The following is a 20,685-nucleotide window of genomic DNA, read 5'->3' as shown; positions in this document are numbered from 1 at the left end:
TATCTAGAAATATCTTGAGACGTCCAAGTATTTTCTTTATTACTGGACTCTTATTAGAGAGTAAAACTAAGCCTGAGATAGGGCTTAAATATTAATATACGAGGGGATTTTTTTATGAATAAATTTATATTACGTTCCATCGGGGCACTTATACTTTCTTTCCTTCTTATATTTAGCGCTGCTTGTACAAATGGGGAAAAGCATACAAAGTCAGCTGCTAAAGAGGATAAAACAGTTGAACTAACTATCTCAGCTGCTGCAAGCTTACAAGATGCATTAAAAGAAATCGAAAAACAATATAAAGAAAAAGAGCCAAATATCAAACTTTCTTTTAACTTCGGTGCTTCTGGAGCACTTCAACAACAAATTGAACAAGGTGCACCTGCTGATTTATTCTTCTCAGCAGCAGAAGATAAATTCCAAACCCTTGTAAAAAAAGGATTCATTAATGAAAAAGAAGGGAAAAATCTTCTTGGAAATGAACTAGTTCTAGTCATCCCTAAAGATAGTTCTCTTACAAAATTTCAAGATTTAAAAGATGAGAAAATCAAAAAAATTGCACTTGGTACACCTGAATCTGTACCTGCTGGCAAATATGCAAAGGCTTCTCTAACACACGAAAACCTTTGGAATGATGTTCAAAATAAAGTCGTATTTACAAAAGATGTTCGCCAAGTGTTAACATATGTAGAAACAGGGAATGTCGATGCTGGTATCGTATACAAAACAGATGCTCTCATTTCGGATAAAGTAAAGATTGGTGAGACAGCAGCAGCTACTTCTTATGAGCCAATCCACTATCCTTTAGGTGTTATAAAGGAATCTAAACATAAGAAAGAGGCGACTTCATTTTATGAGTATTTGCAGTCAAAAGATGCACAATCTATCTTTAAAAAATATGGATTTACAGTCCTGTCGTAATTACTATGAGCATTGATGCTATTTTATCGCCTGTCTTTCTATCTTTAAGAGTAGCTGCATGCGCCACTATTCTCGTTACAATTTTAGGGACAATTGTCGGGCGAGCACTAGCTCGCTCCTCATGGCGATATAAAGTACTATTAGAAACCATATTTTTATTACCAATGGTACTTCCACCAACTGTTATCGGCTTCTTTCTCATTATCATCTTTGGAAACAACAGCCCGATCGGAAAGTGGGTTGAATCATTATTTCAGCAGTCTATTATGTTCACATCTACTGCTGCGATTATTGCTTCTACAGTTGTTGCATTTCCGCTTATGTACCAATCAGTGAAAACGGGATTTTCTATCGCAAATGTACAAATTGAAGAAAGTGCTCGTGACCTTGGCGCAAGTGAATATCAAGTTTTTCTGCACGTTACACTTCCGCTCGCATTTCCTGCCTTACTAAGCGGGATGATTTTGAGCTTTGTCCGCGCGCTCGGTGAATTTGGTGCTACACTTATGTTTGCCGGGAACATTCCTGGTAAAACACAGACAATCCCAACTGCAATTTACATGGCTATTGATGCAAGTAATATGCAACTCGCATGGACACTTGTAGTTATTACTATCGGTATGTCACTCGTATTTCTACTATGTATTCAACTTATTAATAAAAGAATTACTAACTCTTAAAGTAGCTTTTTTCGAAGCTGCTTCTTTATTTCTTAGGAAATAAAATATACCACCGGGAAATAACTGAATTTTACCTCTTATTAAAATATACATTTTATTTGAATTCACTTTCTAAAATAGGCAATTTCCTGTTATTATATGGAGGTGTTTCAAAAAATGAAGAAATGAAAACGCATTTATATCGTGAATTCTTCATCCTGTTTTAGCGATCGGTAATCTTCTACTCTATTAGTGGGGCATTACCGATCGTTAGAACGATATGTAACTATATTGGTATAGCAAACCGAAGGGAGTCTTGTAATAGACATTTTATTAGCGCTTCTTCCTGCAATTGCATGGGGAAACATCTTATTAGTAAGCGTAAAAATGGGCGGTGGTGCATATAGCCAAACGGTAGGTATGACAATCGGTGCTCTATTCTTCGCAACAATTATGTATGTATTTACTCAACCAGCTTTAACAATGACAATCTTAATTGTTGGTTTTATTTCAGGTTTATTCTGGGCTTTAGGACAAGTAAACCAATTAAAAACAGTTGAAAAACTAGGTGTTTCAACTACTGTAACGATTTCTACTGGTATGCAACTTGTTGCAACTTCTATCTTTGGGGTTATCGCTTTCCGTGAGTGGACTACTACTACAACGATCATTCTGGGAACGATTGCAATCCTATTAATCGTAGTTGGTGTTGTATTCACATCATTAGATGATAAAGAAAATGCTCAGCCACCTGGACAATTGAAAAGAGGACTTCTTACTTTAATTGTTTCTACTTTCGGCTATCTTGTATATGTAATTATTATTCGTTGGTATAATATCGATGGTTGGTCTGCTATTTTACCACAAGCAGTTGGTATGTTTGTTGGTGCGGTTGTACTGACGTCTAAACATAAACCATTTAACAAATATGCAATCCGTAATGCTTTGTCTGGTTTACTATGGGGAACTGGAAACTTATTCTTACTTCTTTCATTACCACGTGTTGGAGTAGCAACAAGCTTCCCATTATCTCAAACTGGAATCGTTATCTCAACATTCGGTGCGATTGTATTCTTAGGTGAAAAGAAAACAAAACGTCAATTGATCTTTATTGCACTAGGTAGTGTTTTAATTATCGGCGGCGCTGTATTACTTGGTATGACAAAAGCATAATCTTATATTCTATTAGTAAGCCCCTGAAGCATATGTACTTCAGGGGTTTTTTAATTCTAATTATTTTCTAGATATAATTATTTGTATGTTCTTGCCCCTTATAATTGCTCTTCCACTCTAGCAAACCAACTACACATATAAAGAGATTAATAACAGCTAATATTAGCATGAATTTCCGCCTTCTCATTATCCATTCCATCTACGATAAGTCTTTTCTTTTTACAAAATTCTCTTAAAGATGTTATCGTTTTTTATAACATATCTCTACTGGAAAGGAATAAAGGATATGCTCACTAAACATCGAATTCTATTTATTGGTGCTGGTCGTATGGCAGAAGCTATATTTTCCGGATTACTTAAAACAAGCAAAGAATACATTGAAGAAATTATCGTTTCTAACCGAAGTAACGTAAAAAAGCTAGAACAATTACAAGCACGATATAATGTGTCTACTGCAACAGATTGGAAGCAGCATGTTACATCTGTTGATACGGTTGTTTTAGCAATGCCACCTTCTGCTCATGAAGAGTTATTAGCTGAGCTATCTCCGTTAATATCAAATCAACTAGTCGTAACGGTAGCAGCTGGCATTGGACCATCTTATTTAGAAGCTAGACTCCCAAAAGGCACGCCTGTTGCTTGGATTATGCCTAATACAGCTGCTGAAATTGGCAAGTCTATCTCCTTATATACAATGGGACAATCAGTAAACGAGATACATCAAGAAACCTTGCAACTACTTTTAAAAGGTATTGGTACTTCGCAACTTTGTACTGAGGAAGAAGTTCATCAGCTTACTGCAGTTACTGGAAGTGCACCAGCCTTCCTTTATTACTTTGCTGAAAGCTTAATTGAAGCAACAAAAAGTTATGGAGTTGATGAAGAAACCGCAAAACATCTTGTGATTCAAATGATTTCTGGCTCTGCTTCTATGCTTGAACAAACGCAAAATCCAGCTAACCTTCGCGAACAAGTAACAACGCCAGGTGGTTCCACAGCTGAGGGTCTCAAAACTTTATACGAATATAATTTTTCAGAGGCAATTCAAAAAGCAGTAGAAGCAACAAACAAAAAAGCTAGGGGGAAATAATATGATTTTAACAAGTTTAAAAGACTATACAACATTACATAACGGTGTAAAAATGCCTTGGTTTGGTTTAGGTGTTTTTAAAGTAGAAAATGGTTCAGAAGTAATTGATTCTGTAAAAGCAGCAATTAAAAATGGCTACCGCAGCATCGATACTGCAGCAATCTATCAAAATGAAGAAGGCGTTGGGCAAGCGATTCGTGAATCCGGTGTTTCACGTGAAGAATTATTTATTACCTCAAAAGTATGGAATAGCGATCAAGGATATGAAACAACACTTCAAGCATTTGAAACTACATTAGAGAAATTAGGTCTAGAATATTTAGATTTATATTTAGTACATTGGCCTGTAAAAGGGAAATATACTGAATCATGGAAAGCATTAGAAACACTTTATAAAGATGGCCGTGTTCGCGCTATCGGTGTGAGTAATTTCCACATTCACCACTTACAAGACGTATTTGAAATTGCTGAAATTAAGCCAATGGTCAACCAAGTGGAATACCACCCACGTTTAGCACAAGAAGAGTTACATGCATTCTGTAAAGAACATAATATCCAGCTTGAAGCTTGGTCACCATTAATGCAAGGACAACTACTAGATAATCCAACGTTACAAGAAATTGCGACAAAATATAATAAATCAACTGCGCAAATTATTTTACGTTGGGATTTACAAAACGAAGTTGTAACAATTCCCAAATCAATTAAAGAACATCGCATTATTGAAAATGCAAACATCTTCGACTTTGAATTAAGTGCTGATGATATGAAAGCAATTCAAGCTTTAAATGAAGATCGTCGCGTTGGTCCAGATCCAGATAACTTTAACTTCTAGTAGAAAAACCACTGCCATATGCAGTGGTTTTTTCATTTAAGAAAACTGAAAATTTAAACTATATTTCATTTAGTTGACACTTCATTATTCAAGGTGTAAGATTTTGAATTATCAAAGAAACACAAAAATTAATAAAATTTATTCGTTTACTCATTGTATCAAGAGAGGTGGAGGGACTGGCCCTTTGAAACCTCGGCAACAGGTTCATTTTGAATACTGTGCCACTTCCTGCAAGCTTTATGCTTGAAAGATAGAATGAGGGACTTCGTTTATATACGGGTGCATAACTTGTACGTAAAAATCCCTCTTTCTCAATATGAAAAGAGGGATTTTTTATTTTTCATTTCCCTCATCATCATCCAAACTTAATTATTTAGGAGGAAAATCAAATGAAAAAGAAGTTTGTATTCGGTATTGCATCAGTTGTAGGAGTAAGTATTTTATTAACTGGTTGCGGTAGTTATAAAAACGAAGCAAGTGGAGCAAATGCAAAAGACGAGGCACCTAGTAAACAGGTTTTAAATTTATCTTCACCTACTGAAATACGAACAATGGATACGGCTCGTGCTACAGATACTGATTCTGGTCAAGTAATGAGAAACGTATTTGAAGGTTTGTATAATCTTGGTGAAGGTAACAAACCTGTTCCTGGTGTTGCAAAATCTCATGAAGTAAGTGGCGATAAAACGAAATACACATTCCATTTGCGAGATTCAAAATGGTCAAACGGCACTCCTGTTACAGCTAAAGATTTTGTGTTCGCTTGGCAACGTGCCGTAGATCCAGCAACAGCCTCTGAATATGCATTTTTATTCTTTGATATTAAAAATGCAACAAAAATTAACAACAAAGAACTTCCAGCCGACCAACTTGGTGTAAAAGCAGTTGATGACCATACGTTTGAGGTAGAATTGGAGCGTCCTGTTCCGTATTTTATTAGCTTAACAGCGTTCCCAACATTTCTACCAATTAACGAGGAATTCTTTAAAGCACAAGGTGATAAGTACGCTTTAGAAGATAATACAATCTTGTACAATGGAGCTTTTACACTAAGCGATTGGAAGCACGAACAAAGCTTTAAATTTAAGAAGAACCCTACCTATTGGGATAAAGATACTGTCAAACTAGAAGAAATCAATTTTAACGTCGTAAAAGAAAAATCAACAGAAGTAAATTTATTCGAGTCAAAACAATTAGATCGTATAAAACTAACATCTGACTTCGTTGATAAATATAAAAAAGATGCTAACTTTAAAGAACGTCCAAATGTAGGCGTACAATTTTTACGCATGAATCAACAAAACAAAGTACTTCAAAACGTTTCTGCACGCCAAGCAATTGATCAAACAATTGATAGAAAATCCTTTGTAAATACGTTATTAAATGATGGCTCTACACCAACATTTGGTCTCGTTCCAAAAAACTTTGCAAAAGGACCTGAAGGAAAAGACTTCCGTACTGCAAACGGCGATTTAACAAAAGTTGATACAAAATCTGCACAAGAGTTATGGAAAAAAGCTAAACAAGAGCTTGGTTCTGAAAAGATAACATTAGAATTATTAACGAGTGATGCTGACCTTGATAAGAAAACTGGTGAATTCTTAAAAGGACAACTAGAAAAGAATCTAGATGGATTAACAGTAAATATAAAACCTCAGCCGCGTAAGCAACAAGTTTCGCTTTTATTAAAAGGTGACTACGAAATCGGAATTGATGGCTGGAGCCCTGACTTTGCGGATCCAATTACATTCCTTGAGCTATTTACAACGAATAACCCTTATAACTTAGATCATTACTCTAATAAGGAATTCGATGAAACAATAGCAAAAGTGAAAACAACTTTAGCTGGTGATGAAAAAGCTCGCTGGGAAGCATTACTAGCATCCGAGAAAATATTATTTAAAGACTCTGTTATCGCTCCTCTTTACCAAAAAGGCGAATCTTATTTAGAACGTTCTTATGTGAAAGGAATTGTGCAAGTAGACTTTGCAGGTCAATTAAACTTCAAGTGGGCAAAAATTGAAAAATAAAGTGAAACTTTAATAAGTGGGGGTTTCTTCATCCCCACTTATTATTAGCCCACACCAATTGTTTTTTTAGCAAAATATATTAAAAATAGGTTCTCTCACACATGAGAATCTGCTTTTTTAATATATTATTCTAAGAAATTAACAATCTATTTTTATTATTGACATATAGTTCTTTTCAGTGTTAATATTCTAAATAATCAAAGAAACAAAATATTTAACCATCAAAATATAATGTCTACTACGTTGAAACATATAACGATAGATTATAGTTCAACATGTATATACATATAGAACACCTGATTACCTATAAACAAATATTTATAATAGGTTTTATCCCCTTCTATAGCTACTTCAAGACACGGACATTATGACGTTACGAACAACACATTTAGGGAGGAACGAACAATGAAGAAAAAAGTTGTACCTGTTGTTGCATCTGTTTTAGGGGCAAGTCTATTACTAACTGCTTGCGGGGGAAATAAAGATAATGCAAGCGGAGCGAAAGCAAACGATAAAGCACCTGATAAACAGGCAATTAACTTATCATTCGCTTCAGAAATTCCAACAATGGATGTTGCAAAAGCAACGGATGGGGAATCCATGAACGTAATGCGTAATGTTTTTGAAGGGCTATATGCAATGGGAGAAGATAATAAACCGGTTCCTGGTGTCGCTGAGTCGGTTGACATTAGTCCCGATAAAACAAAATATACATTCCATCTCCGTGATTCAAAATGGTCAAACGGTACTCCTGTTACAGCAAAGGACTTTGCCTTCGCTTGGCAACGTGCCGTAAATCCTGATACAGCAGCTGAATACGCATTCTTATTCTTCGATATAAAGAATGCGAAACAAATAAACCAAAAACAATTGCCAATTGATCAACTAGGGGTCAAAGCTGTTGATGATAAAACGTTAGAAGTACAACTAGACCGTCCTGTTCCCTACTTCTTAAGCTTAACTACATTCTCAACATTCTTACCAATTAATGAAGAGTACTTAAAGTCTCAAGGCGATAAATATGGTTTAGAAACAAATCATTTAATTTATAACGGTGCTTTCACATTAGATAACTGGAAACATGAACAAAGCTTCCAATTGAAGAAAAATCCTAACTATTGGGATGCTAAAACTGTAAAATTAGAAGAAATCAACTTCAATGTCGTTAAAGATAAGTCTACAGAAGTGAACTTATATGATTCAGGACAAATTGATCGTGTTGCTTTAACTGCAGAGTTTGTTGATAAATATAAGAGCGATCCAAACTTCAAAGAACGCGCTGAAGTCGGCATTCAATTCTTACGATTAAATCAGAAAAATGAAACATTAAAAAATCAACATGCACGCCTTGCTATTAACGGCGCAATGAATAAAAAAGCTTACGTAGAAACAATCTTAAATAACGGCGCTGTTCCAGCTGAAGGAATGGTTCCTGCGAAATTTGCAAAGAGCCCAGAAGGCAATGACTTCCGTAAAGAAAATGGAAATCTAGTCAAGGATGATGTGAAAACAGCGAAAGAAAACTGGAAAAAAGCAAAACAAGAACTTGGTACTGACAAAGTAACAATCGAACTATTAACAAGTGACAATGCTTTAGCTAAAAAGACTGGTGAATATTTAAAAGGTGAATTAGAAAAGAACCTAGATGGATTAACAGTGAATTTAAAACCACAACCACGTAAACAACAGCTAAAACTACTATTAAGTGGTGACTATGAAATTGGTATTGACGGCTGGGGCCCTGACTTCGCTGATCCAATTACATTCTTAGATTTATTTACAACAGATAGTGCTTATAACTTCGATAAATACTCTAACAAAGAGTACGATGAGCTAATTCATAAAGTGAAAACAGATTTAGCTGGCGATGAAAAAGCACGCTTTGAAGCAATGAAGCAAGCTGAAAAAATTCTATTACAAGACGGCGCTGTCGCTCCTTTATACCAACAAGGCCGTTCTTACTTACAACGCTCTTTCATTAAAGGACTTGTAACAACTGACTTCGGTGGTGAGTTTAACTACAAGTGGACAGAAGTTACAAAATAATAAGTGCTAATAAAAAGGTATCCCACCGAGGATACCTTTTTATTTTATACTTCTTTAACTACAGAGCTTCTTCTTCCCTTTACCATTCCTTTTATAGCTAAAGTCATCACTGCTACTGATTGTGTAACCAATACAATAACTAATAATGAAATAATATTTCTCTCTAAACTAACTCCTCCAAATATTATTGTATAATAGCCATTCGCTGCATATGTTGCAGGAAATAATTCACTGATTGTTTGATATGTTTTAGAAAGCATTTCATGTGGCACAGTTACAACCATTTGTGTTAATGAAAGAAATGCGAAAAAGACTATTGTCAATAATCCTCTTTTCCTTCTTTTTGCATTGAACCAAAACTCATCATAAATATAAACACAAACATCAAATATGTTCTCCACGTCAAAGAAGGTATATGCCCTGACCAAAGATAGCTAACTAAATAATTAATTCCCATAATACAAGACGATATTACTAAACTAATACTTATTAGTTTTACATATTTGAGCATATCTTTTCTCCTTGTTTTTTATTTTTCTACTTCTTCAAATTGCAGATTCACCGGCTCTTCTAAAAGTGTTTCATAAAAGTTCTCTGCCAAATCTGTTGAAGGAATTTTTTCATCTACTTCATCAAAGCGAATACTATCTAGCCACACACAACCTTCTCCTGATAATAAAACACCAAATGCAATACCAAGTGCTTCTTCTTTTATATCTAATACAACCGAGTACGATTGCCAGTTATTCGTATTTTTAATGGGGCGATTTTGCATATTATCCATAGCGAGCGGTTCTGTATCTTTTCCATCTACTCGCATCCACAATCCTGCCCAATCTCTTACATTTTCACTCTTAACAAATGCTGTAAAACGTAATCTCTTCCCTACATATTTATCCGCTCTGAACATTTGCATTAATGTTGAAAATCCTCCGTTCGTAACATTCTCTTTTGCTTTTATGTATGCAGATACTTTTCCTTGATGGACAACTTCATAATCTAAACCCATCTCATATTCAGCAGGATGACTCCCACTTAAGATCCATCCTTTCGGTATACCTTTTTGCATTGAAACACCCTCTCTTTCTATATAAAATGACTGAAAGTACTTTCGATATTTCTTTGGTGGCAATTGAAACATTCTTTTAAAAGCTCTCGTAAATGCCTCTTGTGAGGAAAAACCGTATTGCAGTGCAATATCAATAACAGCTCTCTCCGTTGACACTAAAACTTGCGCAGCATGAGTTAACCTTCTCTTTCGAATATAATCCGTTACACTCATCCCAACATATCTTTGAAAGATGCGATGAAAATGGTACATCGATACGGCACTGTGAGATGCCACTCTTTCTGTTGTAAGCTCCTCATGTAAGTGATTCTCTATATATTCAATTGATTTTTTTATTATCTCTTTATATTCTTCATGCATTTTAGCCCCTCCCTCACAATTTCAATTTACCATATACATACAAATCGTTTTTGATTTAAATTGCGGATTAGCCCTCGTGACTGCAGGATAATAATTTATTTTCAACACATACATAATTACATGTTTTTGGGAAAAACTTGTATAGAACGAATTTACATAAGGAGGAATTTATAATGAGAATTCTACTATCAGTTTTATTAGCTCTTATGCTAGTACCTGCATTAACAGGATGTAAAGCTCCTGCCAAAGAAGACACAACTTCTAATAAAAAGACGACTGAAGAAGCAAAAAATGAGGCTCCTGCAGATTTAAAACTAAACTTCAATGAATTCGATTTAAAGGCAGACTATCAAGATACAAAGAAAGACTACGAAGCAGACTATAAAAATGTAGCAGCTGACAAGAAAATGGAAGCAAAAATTGAAGATCATAAAGCAGATGTAAAATTAACAGGAGACGAGGCTATCACAAAATTAAGCCCACTTCTACAAGAATTAAAATTTGATAAAGATACTGCTGACCAAGAAGTAATCGATCAAGTAGTGAACGTATTCAAACTTGATAAAGACTATCAAAAATTTGATTTAGAAGTTGTCTTCTCTGATGGAACGAAAAAAGAATATAAAAGAGAAATAAAATAAAGAAGTAGGCGGTTGCCTACTTCTTTATTTTTTAATTTTTGCGTATCTTAATTCTGGACTAGAACCAATAATGAATTGGACACCGGATACTGATGATTTTTGTAAATAGGAAGCACTTGGGAAAATAATTGGGATTAATGGTGAATCTGTAAACATAATATCTTCCGCTTTATGCAATAATTCAAAACGCTTATCCTCGTTTTGTTCAACTTTTGCTTCGTTTATTAAAGCGTCAAATTCTTTATTATGCCATTTTGCATAGTTATTTGGACCATCACCCGCATATAAATCTAGTTTAGTAATTGGATCTAATAAAGAGCCGCCCCATCCCATATAAGCTAATTGGAAATCACTTTGCTTGTATGTGTCGATGTAACTCTTCCACTCTTTATTTTCTAATTTAATATCTACGCCAAGATTTTTCTTAAACATTTCTTGCATTGCTTCTGCTACTTTTTTATGTTGTGTATCTGTAGTGAATTTTAATGTTACTTCAGGTAATGTAGGCCAGCCTTGTTCTTTCATGCCTTCTTCTAATAACTTTTTCGCTTCCGCTGGATCAAATTTAACGTAATCACCTTTTTCTTTACGGAAATCACGGCCACTTTGTGTTTTTGCTCCTTCTGGAACGAATGCATATGCTTCTTGCGCATTATTTTTATACAATTTTTCAACGATAAATTTACGATCAACCGCTAATGAAAATGCTTTACGTACCTTCGCATTTGTAAACGGCTCTTTTTCTACGTTAAACGAATAAATATAAGAAGAGAACCCTGCAACACGCTTATATTCTTTATTTCCTTTTTCTTTTTCTTTTTCGATCATCTCTTGTGGTAAACCACTTAGTAAATCTAATTCTTTGGATTTAAATAATTGATACGCTGTTTTAGAGTCTGGAATAATACGAAACTCAATTTCTTTTAGAGTTACCTTTTTATCATAGAATTCTTTATTTTTTTGTACTGTAATAGCTTGGTTATGCTTCCACTCTTTTAACGTGAATGGCCCATTCGTAATTAACTCTTTTGGATCTGTTTTTAATTTATTATTATCATCAATCGACTTTTTAGCTAATGGAATAAATAGTGAGCTTGCTAGTTTTTGTTTAATAGAAGCAACTGGGTGTTCAAGGGTTACCTTTAATGTTTGAGGATCAACAACTTGAATACCAACTTGTCCCTCTTCACCTTTTCCAGTATTATACGCCTCTGCCCCTTTAATAAAATACATTTCTGTCGCATTCATAGAACCCGTTTTCGGATTTAATAATCGCTTCCATGCAAATTCAAAATCATTTGCTGTAATAGGAGAACCATCTGACCATTTAATATCTTTCTTCAAATGGATTGTATATTCAGTTCCATCAGCATTTACTTCTTCTTTCTCCGCTAATTCATTTTGATATTTCCCATTATTATCTTGCGTATATAAACTTGAAAACAACTGTCCAATTATATAACCTGACGTGCTATCTGTTGCAATAGCAGAATCAAGTGTATATGGATCACTACTAATATTCGTTACTAATCGATCTCCTTCTCCCTTACCAGCACTCGCCTTTTGCGTCTCTTTCTTACCGCAAGCGACAGAAGTAATCGCTAAAACAGTCATAATGACAAACAGTAAAAACTTCTTCATCCTACATTCTCCTTTAACCTGAAATTTTTGGTGTTGATGCTAATAATGTTTTTGTATAAGAATGTTGTGGATTACGGAATACTTCCTCCGTATTTCCAAATTCAACAAGTTCTCCTTTGTATAAGACAGCTACTTTTTCACATAAATAGTGAACCATCGGTAAATCGTGAGCGATGAATAAATATGTATAACCTTGTTCTTTTTGGATTTTTTGCAGCAGATGTACAATTTGAATTTGCAATGAAACGTCTAATGCTGAAATTGGTTCATCAAGAATCAATACTTCCGGCTCACACAATAACGCTCTTGCAATAGCGATACGTTGACGTTGTCCTCCGCTAAATTCATGCGGATATCGATCAATATATCTTCTATCTAATCCAACACGCTCTAGCGCATCACCCGCTACTTTATCCTTTAATCCTTTATCACCTAAACCGAATGAAATATAACCTTCCGTTACGCTATCGCGTACTTTCCAGCGCGGATTTAATGCTGCTGTGGAATCTTGAAAAATGAACTGTACTTTCTGTAAAAAATCTCGCCTATGAGCTGATTTCAGCTTGTGAACGACTTGACCGTTATAATCAATTTCACCAGACGTTGGGCTCTCAATCCCAGCTATAAGCTTTCCAAGTGTTGTTTTTCCTGAACCACTTTCACCAATAATGCCGAGTGTTGTTCCTTTCGGGATAGAAAGTGATATATCTTTTAACGCTGTGATTTCTTTACTTCTACTTCTATATGTTTTTGTTACTTGCTTTACAGTAATTAAATCTGTCGTCATGAGGCATTCACCTTCTCTTTTGATTTCGCTTTATTATGCTCCAGAACATGCTGCCAGCAATGTGAACTATGCTCCTTAGAATACGTTGTTCTCTCTGGGAAACGATGAATACATTCTTTTATCGCTACTGGACAACGATTTACAAAAGGACAACCAAAGCTATTTAATGTTTCAATGGAAGGTGTCGTTCCTTCTATTGCACGTAATACCTTTTCGGAATCATCCATATTCGGAATTGCTTGTAATAAGCTTTTTGTGTATGGATGTTTAGGGGAACCTATCACTTCCTCTATCGTTCCTTTTTCAACAACACGTCCTCCATACATCACAACTACTCGATCCGCTACTTCACGTACAAGTGCTAAATCGTGCGTAATTAGTAAAATACTCGTATTTTGCTTTTCCTTTCTTTCCTTTAATAACTCCATAATTTGCTTTTGAATTGTTACATCTAATGCTGTCGTAGGTTCATCCGCAATAACGAGTTTGGGGTGGCAGGCAAATGCGATTGCTAAACAAATACGTTGCCTCATGCCTCCGCTTAATTGATGTGGGTACTGTTCAAAGCGTTTCTCTGCTTCATGTATCCCTAAATCATTTAATAAGTTAATCGCAATTTCTTTTGCTTCTTTTTTCGATTTCTTTTCGTGTTGCAAAATCACCTCTGTAATTTGCCTTCCTACCTTCATCGTCGGATTTAAAGATGAAAGTGGGTCTTGAAAGATAAACGAAATATCTTTCCCTCGAATTTGATTCCATTCTGATTCTTGTAGATTCGTTAATTCCTTTGATTCAAAAGATATATTTCCATCATCAATATGAATTGATTCTTGATTTAAGCCGATAATAGATTGTGCTGTAACACTTTTCCCTGAACCACTTTCTCCTACAAGTGCAACTATTTCACCTTCGCTAATAGAAAAGGAAACATGCTTCACAATTGCTTGGTTACTATTCTCTTTTTCAACGGCTAACGTTACGTTTTCTAAAGATAAGAGCTGTCCCATGTTTTTTCTCCTTTCGATTCCGTTTTACGATTTTTGGATCAATTGCATCTTGTAAACCATCACCAATCGCATTAAATGCGAACATAATGAGCGCAATCATGATTGCTGGGAAAAATAGTTGCCACCATTCTCCGCTCAATAATGTCCCCAAGTGCGTCATTCGTCATCGTCCCCCAACTTGCCGCTGGTGATTGTACCCCAAGTCCTATAAAGCTTAAAAATGATTCTGAAAAAATAGCTGCCGGAATTGTAAATGATAAATTGACGATAATAATGCCTGTTAAATTCGGAATTAAATGCCCATATATAATTTTCATATGTGATGTACCTAATCGCTCTGCTGCAATAACAAACTCTCGTTGTTTTAAAGACAATACTTGTGCTCGAATGAGACGAGCCATTCCAATCCATCCCGTTAATGCAAGGGCGATAATAATGGTGAAAAGACCTGGTTTCATAACAATTAATAGTAAAATAACAATTAATAAATACGGGATACCGTATAATACTTCAATTCCTCTTATAATCCACTCATCAATTAACGTTCCAAGGCGATTACGCCCTCTCACGTATCCACTAAATCCACCAATCAGTACACCAAGCCCTATATCGAGGGCAGCTGCTACTAATCCCACTGTTAGTGAAATCTTCCCACCAGCCCAAGTACGTGCCCAAATATCTCTCCCTAAATCATCTGTTCCAAACCAATGTTCACTACTCGGCGGTAAATTTGTTGCCTCTTTTACTTGTTCACTCGCAGTAAATGAAGTTAAACTTTCGCCAATAAGCGAGAAAACAATAATTAGCAATAACGTCACTGTTCCTAAAACTGCGATTGGATTCGATATAAACTTACGAAACACTTCTTTCTTTCTGCTAATCGTTTGCTGATTTTTATTTATCGTTAATTCTTTTTTCTCTTCTTTCGTTAATAACTGTTCATTAATTTCATAAGCTCCCATTTTAATATCCCCCCTCCTTATGTAATAGAACGAATACGCGGATCAACAATGCGGTGAATAATATCTGTAATGAAAATACAAGCAATTAATAATGCACTATAAAAAATCGTTGTTCCCATAATCACCGGATAGTCTCGGTTAAAAATACTATCTACAAAATATTTTCCTAGGCCAGGAATTGAAAAGATTTTTTCAATAACGAAAGTCCCTGTTAAAAGTCCAGCCATTAACGGTCCCACAAATGTAAGTACTGGAACAATCGCATTTCGAAGAGCATGTCTTATAATAATCTTCTTAATTGGTATGCCTTTTGCTCTTGCTAGCTTAATATAATCACTCTGCAGTACTTCGATCATATTAGAACGAACAAACCTTGTAATAACTGCGATTGGCCCTAACGCTAATGCAAAGGATGGCAATAATGTATGTTCGAATGTTCCCCAAGAGGCTACTGGTAAAAGCTCAAATTGGATAGCGAATACTTGTATAAATAGTGGTGCTAAAATAAAACTTGGAATAGAAATACCGAGGATGGCAAGTAAACTTACACCGTAATCAATTACCTTCCCATGATAGAGAGCAGCAAATGTACCTGCAGCAATTCCGACTAGCAATGAAATAATAAGTGCTTGTAAACCAATAATTGCTGATGGACCAAAACCAGTTGTTATAATTTCTGATACACCTTGCCCGGTTGATTGAACAGATTCACCAAAATCAAAATGAACTACGCCGTCTAAATAAGCAACATATTGATTCCATAACGGTTCATCAAGGTGATACTTCGCTCTCATGTTTTGGATCACTTCTTCAGGAAAGATTTTTGCATCTGATGAAAATGGATCCCCCGGAATAATATGCATAATTAGAAATGTCACCGTCGTAATAACCCATAGTGTGAACACCATAACTGATAATTTTTTAATTACATACACCCTAATAACCCCCTAAACACATATATTTACTTAGTTTTATAAACGTACTTTTTCCATTACTTCCTTTTCTCTTTTTAGAATACAAAAAGCCTTGATCTTAAAAAATAAGATCAAGGCTTAATAAACAAAGGCCCATCACTTATCTTTCAAGACTTGCTTGCTGGAATTAGCACGGTGTTCCTACTACAGAACCCGCTGCTGAGGTGTCATAGGGCCAGTCCCTCTACCTCTCTGGATAAGTAAATTGCTATATTATTATTTGGTTCAAATTGTATATCTCGAATTATAATTCTGAAAAATTGAAAAGTCAATCTAATTGGATAAATTTAGAAAAGTCAGTTTTTAATTCTTTTATCGAAATTACAGTTTTCGGCTTATAATAAAAAGAAATGATATTAAAGGAGTTATAAGATGGACCCCTTACTTCTTGCTACTATAGGATTACCCTTAACAATCGTTATACTTGTCATCATCGGCTTCTATAAACTCTTTATTAAAAAGAAACGTATTACTTCTTTTTATACTCCTTTCGATAATATTACCGGGCAAACTATTTCCGAATTTCACGAAGAACAGAAGGTATTAGTATCCGAGGATGAAGACGGAGATGGTAAGAAGAAAAAATAACCTTGCACAGGCAAGGTTATTTTTTCGTTTCTGCTTGAAAACGTTTATAGTATGTCGATGCTGTTGCAAAGTTAATTTCTATATCACGAATCAACGATGAATCTTCTTCTTTCGCTAACTTCTGTAATTTTTTCATCGCTTGTTCTGATTCATTCAAGAAACCAACATATACCTCATGTTCTTGCTCTTTCGACTTCGGAACACGAATTTCTTTACGTATATTATCAATATCTTCTAACATGTTTGTCGTTACCTTTTGCACATTTTCTTTATATGTATCCTTCGTTATTTCCTTACCGCCCTTTTCCTTTGCCACTTCAAATAGCTGCAGTGCGTTATTAATTTCTTTATTCATTTTCATATCGTATTTTTCATGTACTGCACGGTATTCTTTCATCTCTTCTGTTTGCTCAGTGGATTGCTCTACCTTTTCTTTCGGTTCTTTCGTATCTTTATTTCCATTACATCCTGCTAGAAGGATCATACTTCCCATTACAGCAATACCCAAAACCTTCTTCATCTCTTCTTCTCCTTTTATCTACAGCTACTACTCATTATAGTTTCTTTTATCTCCACTTGTTATTATACCGAGAACATCCTACTTTTTACACTTAAGACGACATCGTAATATATATACCAACATGTTTGTCACAGTATCGTCACTTTATACAAATAACTTTTGCACTGCTTTACTACATCACCTTACAAAACTGTATGAGGTATTTCAAAGAAATGAAAAAAGAACTGATTCAAACATTCCCTTTGAATCAGTTCTTTTTTGTTAAGCCTCTAAATTTTGTTTTTGCTGCAGTTCAAACTGCTTCTCACTTCTTCTGGCCATAAATAGATAACATAACACTGCTCCTACTTCACAAAGCGCAATAACAACACCCATCGGTAATGCTGTATTACTTCCACCGATACCTACTAGCGGTGCAACAAGCGCTCCTGAAATGAACTGTAATAAGCCTAATAAAGCTGATGCTGTTCCTGCAGCTTGTTTTTGATTTCTCATCGCTAATGAGAACCCAGTTGTTGAGACAACCCCAACACTTGATACGACAAGGAATAACGAGCATAAAACACCAATTAACCCTATCCCTAGTAAGATTGTCAGTAATAAAGATAAACCACCAACAGCTGCAATAATGATACCAGAGACAAATAATGTCTTCTCATTCACTTTCCCCGCTAAACGACCCGTTACTTGACTAGCAATAATAATACCGATGCCGTTAATCGCAAAGAATAAACTAAATTGCTGTGGTGATGCTCCGTATATGTTCTGCAACACAAATGGTGAGCCCGAAATGTATGCAAACATTGCCGCTGTTACTAATCCTTGTGACAATGCATATCCCATAAACAGACGGTCCTTTAACAATTTTCCGTACGTCGCCAAAGTCCCTGACAAACCACCTGTTTCTCTTTCTTCAGGAGGTAATGTTTCACGTAATACAAAAATAGCTGAGATTAACATGAATACGCTAATTGCTCCAAGAACGATGAAAACACCGCGCCACGTTGTAAACTGTAATAATTGCCCCCCAATAATCGGTGCCAAAATAGGTGCTGCTCCGTTTACTAACATAAGCAGTGAGAAAAACTTCGTCATTTCAGAACCTGAATACATATCACGTACCATCGCACGTGATATAACAATCCCGGCTGATCCTGAAGCTCCTTGTAGGAAGCGCAATAACACTAATGTCCAAATAGATGGCGCAACAGCACAAAGTAAAGAAGAAGCAACATAAATAATAAGAGCAATAATAAGAGGTTTGCGTCTTCCGTAAATATCACTAATTGAGCCAACAAATAATTGTCCTACTGACAGCCCAAGCAAACAAGCTGTTAATGTAAGCTGCGCGAGGGATGCACCTGTTTGCAAGTCATCCGTTAACTTCGGTAATGAAGGCAAATACATATCAATAGATAATGGCCCAATCGCCGTAAGTGTTCCTAATACAAGAATCATCCATAACCTGTTTGCCTTTACAGGTTTATATATTTCGTGATTAACTTCATTCACTTTTTCAATTCACCCTTTCCTATACAAACTGAATCGTAACAATTATAGTTACATCATAAACATACGTCAAGTACAGCGCATTTTCCTCTTTCATAATGTAAAAAAAGCGATAGAAATTCTATCGCTTTACTTTTTCACATTGCTATTCGTAAATTTAGATACTGAGGACATCATCTCTCCCGTATCTAAATATGTAATTTGAATTGGGTCTCCTACTTCTGTAAACATAGCATATGGGAATTTCTTCACCGGTATCATAAATACCTTTTGTTCATTCTCTAAAAGTACGTACACGATTGTATTTTCACCTGATTTTTCTTTATATACACGTTGTACAATACCTTCTTTTTGCGCTTCTTTTCCTGTTGAGGTTGGTCTAAATGTATCACCATTACCGCTCATTACGTTTTTATAATTCTCAAGCGCTTCTTTCTGCGAAGAACCTGTCGCAAATATTTTTGCATTAGCAGCATATACAACTGTATGTGCACGTACTAGGCCTCCATCATCAACAACCGGAATAATCCAAGCTGGTTTACCGTATACGTTATAAATGACAGGCATTGTCCCATGCCATTTCTCTCTCTTAAAGGAATTATCCACTACTTCTGTAGCTGCTGAACCATCCATAATCCCCTTTACTTCTTTTCCATTATAGTAATATAGCTTGCCTGTACGTGCATCTACTAATGAATAGCCTAGGGCTGAATCTACTCCTTCTTTTGGAGAAGTAAAGTCTGTAAAATAATACAGTGTTCCATCTTTACCAAAGATCGGGGTCACCCCTTCTTTCGTTCCCCACTCAGTCGGAATTTTCATATCTGTTTGCGAGAATTTCGTATTCCAAAATCCGTGAATATATTTACCAAAGTACGTATTTAACGTAGATGCAGTCTCATGATTTAATACACCATCAACAAATTTAGGTGCCTTTCCTTTATCATATCTTTTCACTTCACCTGTTTGTGCATCTACTACGACAACACCTTCTACCTCAAATCCAGATCTTCCTGAAATAAATTCACCATACGTCATTGTATAATATGGTTTTCCTTTATCATCAACCTCAAATTTAGGTTTTCCTTTAAAGATTAAATTTGGTTCTGCTTGCCTTACCACACGCTCTAAATTATTACCAAAAAACATGCTTGGCACATATTTCATTTTATAACCGAGGTGCAGTTTCGCTTCCGCATCAGGATTCGTACCTGACATCGTTACATACCCTGGAATTGTCTCAGCTTTACGCGCTTTAAAAAATCCTGAAACTTCAATCGGCGCTACATATAAAGCCTCGCCGTTTACCATTTGTGGCGTTAATTCTCCTAGCTCAAAATAAGCTACTTTTGGAATATCACCAAATACTTTTTTCATCTTATTCTCCGCTGTCTTTGGCGGCACTGTAAACGGCTGGTCATTTTCAGTAAATGGCTCTGAAATATCTTTCTCTACCTTAACAACAGAATCATATTTCTTTTGCGAGATTACTATATCGTGCAAATAACCAAAGTAGCCGTAACTTGCGAGTAAAATAAACATTAGAAGTCCTTTTAATGTACCTTCTAATTTCCCTATTTGATCTTGTGAAAATAAAACAAGCCCAATTAAAATTGCTACTGCAACAGAATAATGAGTAAGAATCGAGTCTACTCGATCATCAATTAGCCAAAAGTATTCATAGATTGCAATACCTATCCAAAATAAAACAGGAATAACTAAAATAGATGATTTCTTACCCTTTACAACCTTCTTATCTCCCTTCTTATCCACTGCTCGAAGCTTACTACTACTTCTTGTCCATGGAATCAAAAACAAAGTAAGAATAGCTAAAACTACAAATTTCATCAAAGGCACTGTCCCCTTTTCTTTT

The 20,685-nt window shown here is 35.5% G+C and carries 19 protein-coding genes, 1 pseudogene and 2 riboswitches; of the genes and pseudogenes, 9 read left to right on the top strand and 11 right to left on the bottom strand.

Going from position 1 to position 20,685, the window contains the following annotated elements:
- The first annotated feature begins 114 nt into the window (after positions 1–114).
- The 7 genes from modA (at position 115) to MR168_RS15485 (ending at position 8,754) form a co-directional block, all read left to right on the top strand.
- On the top strand, positions 115–921 hold the full coding sequence (gene modA, locus MR168_RS15515) for a molybdate ABC transporter substrate-binding protein (RefSeq protein WP_242291412.1): 807 nt from the start codon (positions 115–117) through the stop codon (positions 919–921).
- Between the two features lie 5 nt (positions 922–926).
- The gene (gene modB / locus MR168_RS15510; protein WP_242291411.1) at positions 927–1,601 is read left to right on the top strand and encodes a molybdate ABC transporter permease subunit; all 675 of its coding nucleotides are present in this window, start codon (positions 927–929) and stop codon (positions 1,599–1,601) included.
- Positions 1,602–1,901: 300 nt separating this feature from the next.
- A complete protein-coding gene (locus tag MR168_RS15505; protein WP_086411615.1) occupies positions 1,902–2,753 on the top strand; it encodes a GRP family sugar transporter in 852 nt (283 codons plus the stop codon).
- 286 nt (positions 2,754–3,039) lie between these two features.
- Positions 3,040–3,843, top strand: coding sequence for a pyrroline-5-carboxylate reductase (gene proC, locus MR168_RS15500; RefSeq protein ID WP_025710364.1), 804 nt, complete (start codon positions 3,040–3,042; stop codon positions 3,841–3,843).
- A 1-nt stretch (position 3,844) separates the two neighbouring features.
- On the top strand, positions 3,845–4,678 hold the full coding sequence (locus MR168_RS15495; RefSeq protein WP_086411614.1) for an aldo/keto reductase: 834 nt from the start codon (positions 3,845–3,847) through the stop codon (positions 4,676–4,678).
- Between the two features lie 152 nt (positions 4,679–4,830).
- Positions 4,831–4,935, top strand: a riboswitch (SAM riboswitch).
- 132 nt (positions 4,936–5,067) lie between these two features.
- Positions 5,068–6,708 (top strand): peptide ABC transporter substrate-binding protein, encoded by a 1,641-nt coding sequence (locus MR168_RS15490; protein ID WP_242291410.1) that lies wholly within the window; start codon positions 5,068–5,070, stop codon positions 6,706–6,708.
- A gap of 405 nt (positions 6,709–7,113) precedes the next feature.
- Positions 7,114–8,754 carry a peptide ABC transporter substrate-binding protein gene (locus tag MR168_RS15485; RefSeq protein WP_000731086.1) on the top strand — a complete coding sequence of 547 codons (1,641 nt, stop codon included), beginning with the start codon at positions 7,114–7,116 and terminating at the stop codon, positions 8,752–8,754.
- Between the two features lie 44 nt (positions 8,755–8,798).
- Here the strand turns inward: MR168_RS15485 and MR168_RS15480 are convergent, their stop codons facing one another.
- Genes MR168_RS15480 through MR168_RS15470 form a run of 3 tightly spaced genes read right to left on the bottom strand, consistent with a single transcriptional unit; the run spans position 8,799 to position 10,183 of the window.
- The gene (locus tag MR168_RS15480) at positions 8,799–9,077 is read right to left on the bottom strand and encodes a hypothetical protein (protein ID WP_000156944.1); all 279 of its coding nucleotides are present in this window, start codon (positions 9,075–9,077) and stop codon (positions 8,799–8,801) included.
- Positions 9,074–9,265, bottom strand: a complete 192-nt coding sequence (locus tag MR168_RS15475) for a hypothetical protein (RefSeq protein ID WP_000922547.1) — start codon at positions 9,263–9,265, stop codon at positions 9,074–9,076. Before MR168_RS15475 ends, MR168_RS15480 begins: the two co-directional genes overlap by 4 nt.
- An 18-nt stretch (positions 9,266–9,283) precedes the next feature.
- Complete coding sequence (locus MR168_RS15470; protein WP_000544200.1) at positions 9,284–10,183, bottom strand: helix-turn-helix transcriptional regulator; 900 nt, start codon at positions 10,181–10,183, stop codon at positions 9,284–9,286.
- Positions 10,184–10,356: 173 nt separating this feature from the next.
- On the opposite strand from MR168_RS15470, the gene MR168_RS15465 reads away from it, so the two are divergent.
- Complete coding sequence (locus tag MR168_RS15465) at positions 10,357–10,824, top strand: YusW family protein (RefSeq protein WP_001221551.1); 468 nt, start codon at positions 10,357–10,359, stop codon at positions 10,822–10,824.
- 24 nt (positions 10,825–10,848) lie between these two features.
- Here MR168_RS15465 and MR168_RS15460 read toward each other — a convergent pair whose 3' ends face one another.
- The 5 genes and pseudogenes from MR168_RS15460 to MR168_RS15440 form a co-directional block, all read right to left on the bottom strand.
- Positions 10,849–12,465: a peptide ABC transporter substrate-binding protein gene (locus MR168_RS15460; protein ID WP_086411612.1), complete on the bottom strand. Its 1,617-nt coding sequence runs from the start codon at positions 12,463–12,465 to the stop codon at positions 10,849–10,851.
- Positions 12,466–12,478: 13 nt separating this feature from the next.
- Entirely contained in the window at positions 12,479–13,252 is a 774-nt protein-coding gene (locus MR168_RS15455) for an ABC transporter ATP-binding protein (protein WP_153579114.1), read from the bottom strand.
- Positions 13,249–14,259 carry an ABC transporter ATP-binding protein gene (locus MR168_RS15450; RefSeq protein WP_000531264.1) on the bottom strand — a complete coding sequence of 337 codons (1,011 nt, stop codon included), beginning with the start codon at positions 14,257–14,259 and terminating at the stop codon, positions 13,249–13,251. The genes MR168_RS15455 and MR168_RS15450 overlap by 4 nt, the downstream gene beginning before the upstream one ends.
- A pseudogene (locus tag MR168_RS15445) lies at positions 14,216–15,221 on the bottom strand (ABC transporter permease). The gene MR168_RS15450 and the pseudogene MR168_RS15445 overlap by 44 nt, the downstream one beginning before the upstream one ends.
- A 17-nt stretch (positions 15,222–15,238) precedes the next feature.
- Complete coding sequence (locus MR168_RS15440; RefSeq protein WP_086412286.1) at positions 15,239–16,156, bottom strand: ABC transporter permease; 918 nt, start codon at positions 16,154–16,156, stop codon at positions 15,239–15,241.
- 136 nt (positions 16,157–16,292) lie between these two features.
- A riboswitch (SAM riboswitch) is annotated at positions 16,293–16,398 on the bottom strand.
- A 169-nt stretch (positions 16,399–16,567) separates the two neighbouring features.
- On the opposite strand from MR168_RS15440, the gene MR168_RS15435 reads away from it, so the two are divergent.
- Complete coding sequence (locus tag MR168_RS15435) at positions 16,568–16,783, top strand: DUF3951 domain-containing protein (protein ID WP_000371386.1); 216 nt, start codon at positions 16,568–16,570, stop codon at positions 16,781–16,783.
- Positions 16,784–16,799: 16 nt separating this feature from the next.
- Here the strand turns inward: MR168_RS15435 and MR168_RS15430 are convergent, their stop codons facing one another.
- From MR168_RS15430 to MR168_RS15420, 3 genes are all read right to left on the bottom strand, one after another.
- Entirely contained in the window at positions 16,800–17,303 is a 504-nt protein-coding gene (locus tag MR168_RS15430) for a hypothetical protein (protein WP_086412285.1), read from the bottom strand.
- 261 nt (positions 17,304–17,564) lie between these two features.
- A complete protein-coding gene (locus tag MR168_RS15425; protein ID WP_226800197.1) occupies positions 17,565–18,824 on the bottom strand; it encodes a multidrug effflux MFS transporter in 1,260 nt (419 codons plus the stop codon).
- A gap of 117 nt (positions 18,825–18,941) precedes the next feature.
- Positions 18,942–20,660 carry a DUF3981 domain-containing protein gene (locus MR168_RS15420; RefSeq protein WP_000674047.1) on the bottom strand — a complete coding sequence of 573 codons (1,719 nt, stop codon included), beginning with the start codon at positions 20,658–20,660 and terminating at the stop codon, positions 18,942–18,944.
- Positions 20,661–20,685: the final 25 nt, after the last annotated feature.

Source organism: Bacillus cereus group sp. BfR-BA-01356, assembly GCF_022663635.1.
GTDB classification, from domain to species: Bacteria; Bacillota; Bacilli; order Bacillales; family Bacillaceae_G; genus Bacillus_A; species Bacillus_A cereus.
Note: the sequence above shows the minus strand (reverse complement) of the source record. Positions and strands in the feature narration are given on the sequence as shown.

Bases quoted from the DNA above. Each gene is read 5' to 3' on its own strand.
- MR168_RS15420 (WP_000674047.1), bottom strand. From the start codon at position 20,660: ATGAAATTTGTAGTTTTAGCTATTCTTACTTTGTTTTTGATTCCATGG.
- MR168_RS15455 (WP_153579114.1), bottom strand. From the start codon at position 13,252: ATGACGACAGATTTAATTACTGTAAAGCAAGTAACAAAAACATATAGA.
- modB (WP_242291411.1), top strand. From the start codon at position 927: ATGAGCATTGATGCTATTTTATCGCCTGTCTTTCTATCTTTAAGAGTA.
- MR168_RS15460 (WP_086411612.1), bottom strand. From the start codon at position 12,465: ATGAAGAAGTTTTTACTGTTTGTCATTATGACTGTTTTAGCGATTACT.
- modA (WP_242291412.1), top strand. From the start codon at position 115: ATGAATAAATTTATATTACGTTCCATCGGGGCACTTATACTTTCTTTC.
- MR168_RS15450 (WP_000531264.1), bottom strand. From the start codon at position 14,259: ATGGGACAGCTCTTATCTTTAGAAAACGTAACGTTAGCCGTTGAAAAA.
- MR168_RS15435 (WP_000371386.1), top strand. From the start codon at position 16,568: ATGGACCCCTTACTTCTTGCTACTATAGGATTACCCTTAACAATCGTT.
- MR168_RS15430 (WP_086412285.1), bottom strand. From the start codon at position 17,303: ATGAAGAAGGTTTTGGGTATTGCTGTAATGGGAAGTATGATCCTTCTA.
- MR168_RS15485 (WP_000731086.1), top strand. From the start codon at position 7,114: ATGAAGAAAAAAGTTGTACCTGTTGTTGCATCTGTTTTAGGGGCAAGT.
- MR168_RS15490 (WP_242291410.1), top strand. From the start codon at position 5,068: ATGAAAAAGAAGTTTGTATTCGGTATTGCATCAGTTGTAGGAGTAAGT.
- MR168_RS15470 (WP_000544200.1), bottom strand. From the start codon at position 10,183: ATGCATGAAGAATATAAAGAGATAATAAAAAAATCAATTGAATATATA.
- MR168_RS15465 (WP_001221551.1), top strand. From the start codon at position 10,357: ATGAGAATTCTACTATCAGTTTTATTAGCTCTTATGCTAGTACCTGCA.
- proC (WP_025710364.1), top strand. From the start codon at position 3,040: ATGCTCACTAAACATCGAATTCTATTTATTGGTGCTGGTCGTATGGCA.
- MR168_RS15495 (WP_086411614.1), top strand. From the start codon at position 3,845: ATGATTTTAACAAGTTTAAAAGACTATACAACATTACATAACGGTGTA.
- MR168_RS15475 (WP_000922547.1), bottom strand. From the start codon at position 9,265: ATGCTCAAATATGTAAAACTAATAAGTATTAGTTTAGTAATATCGTCT.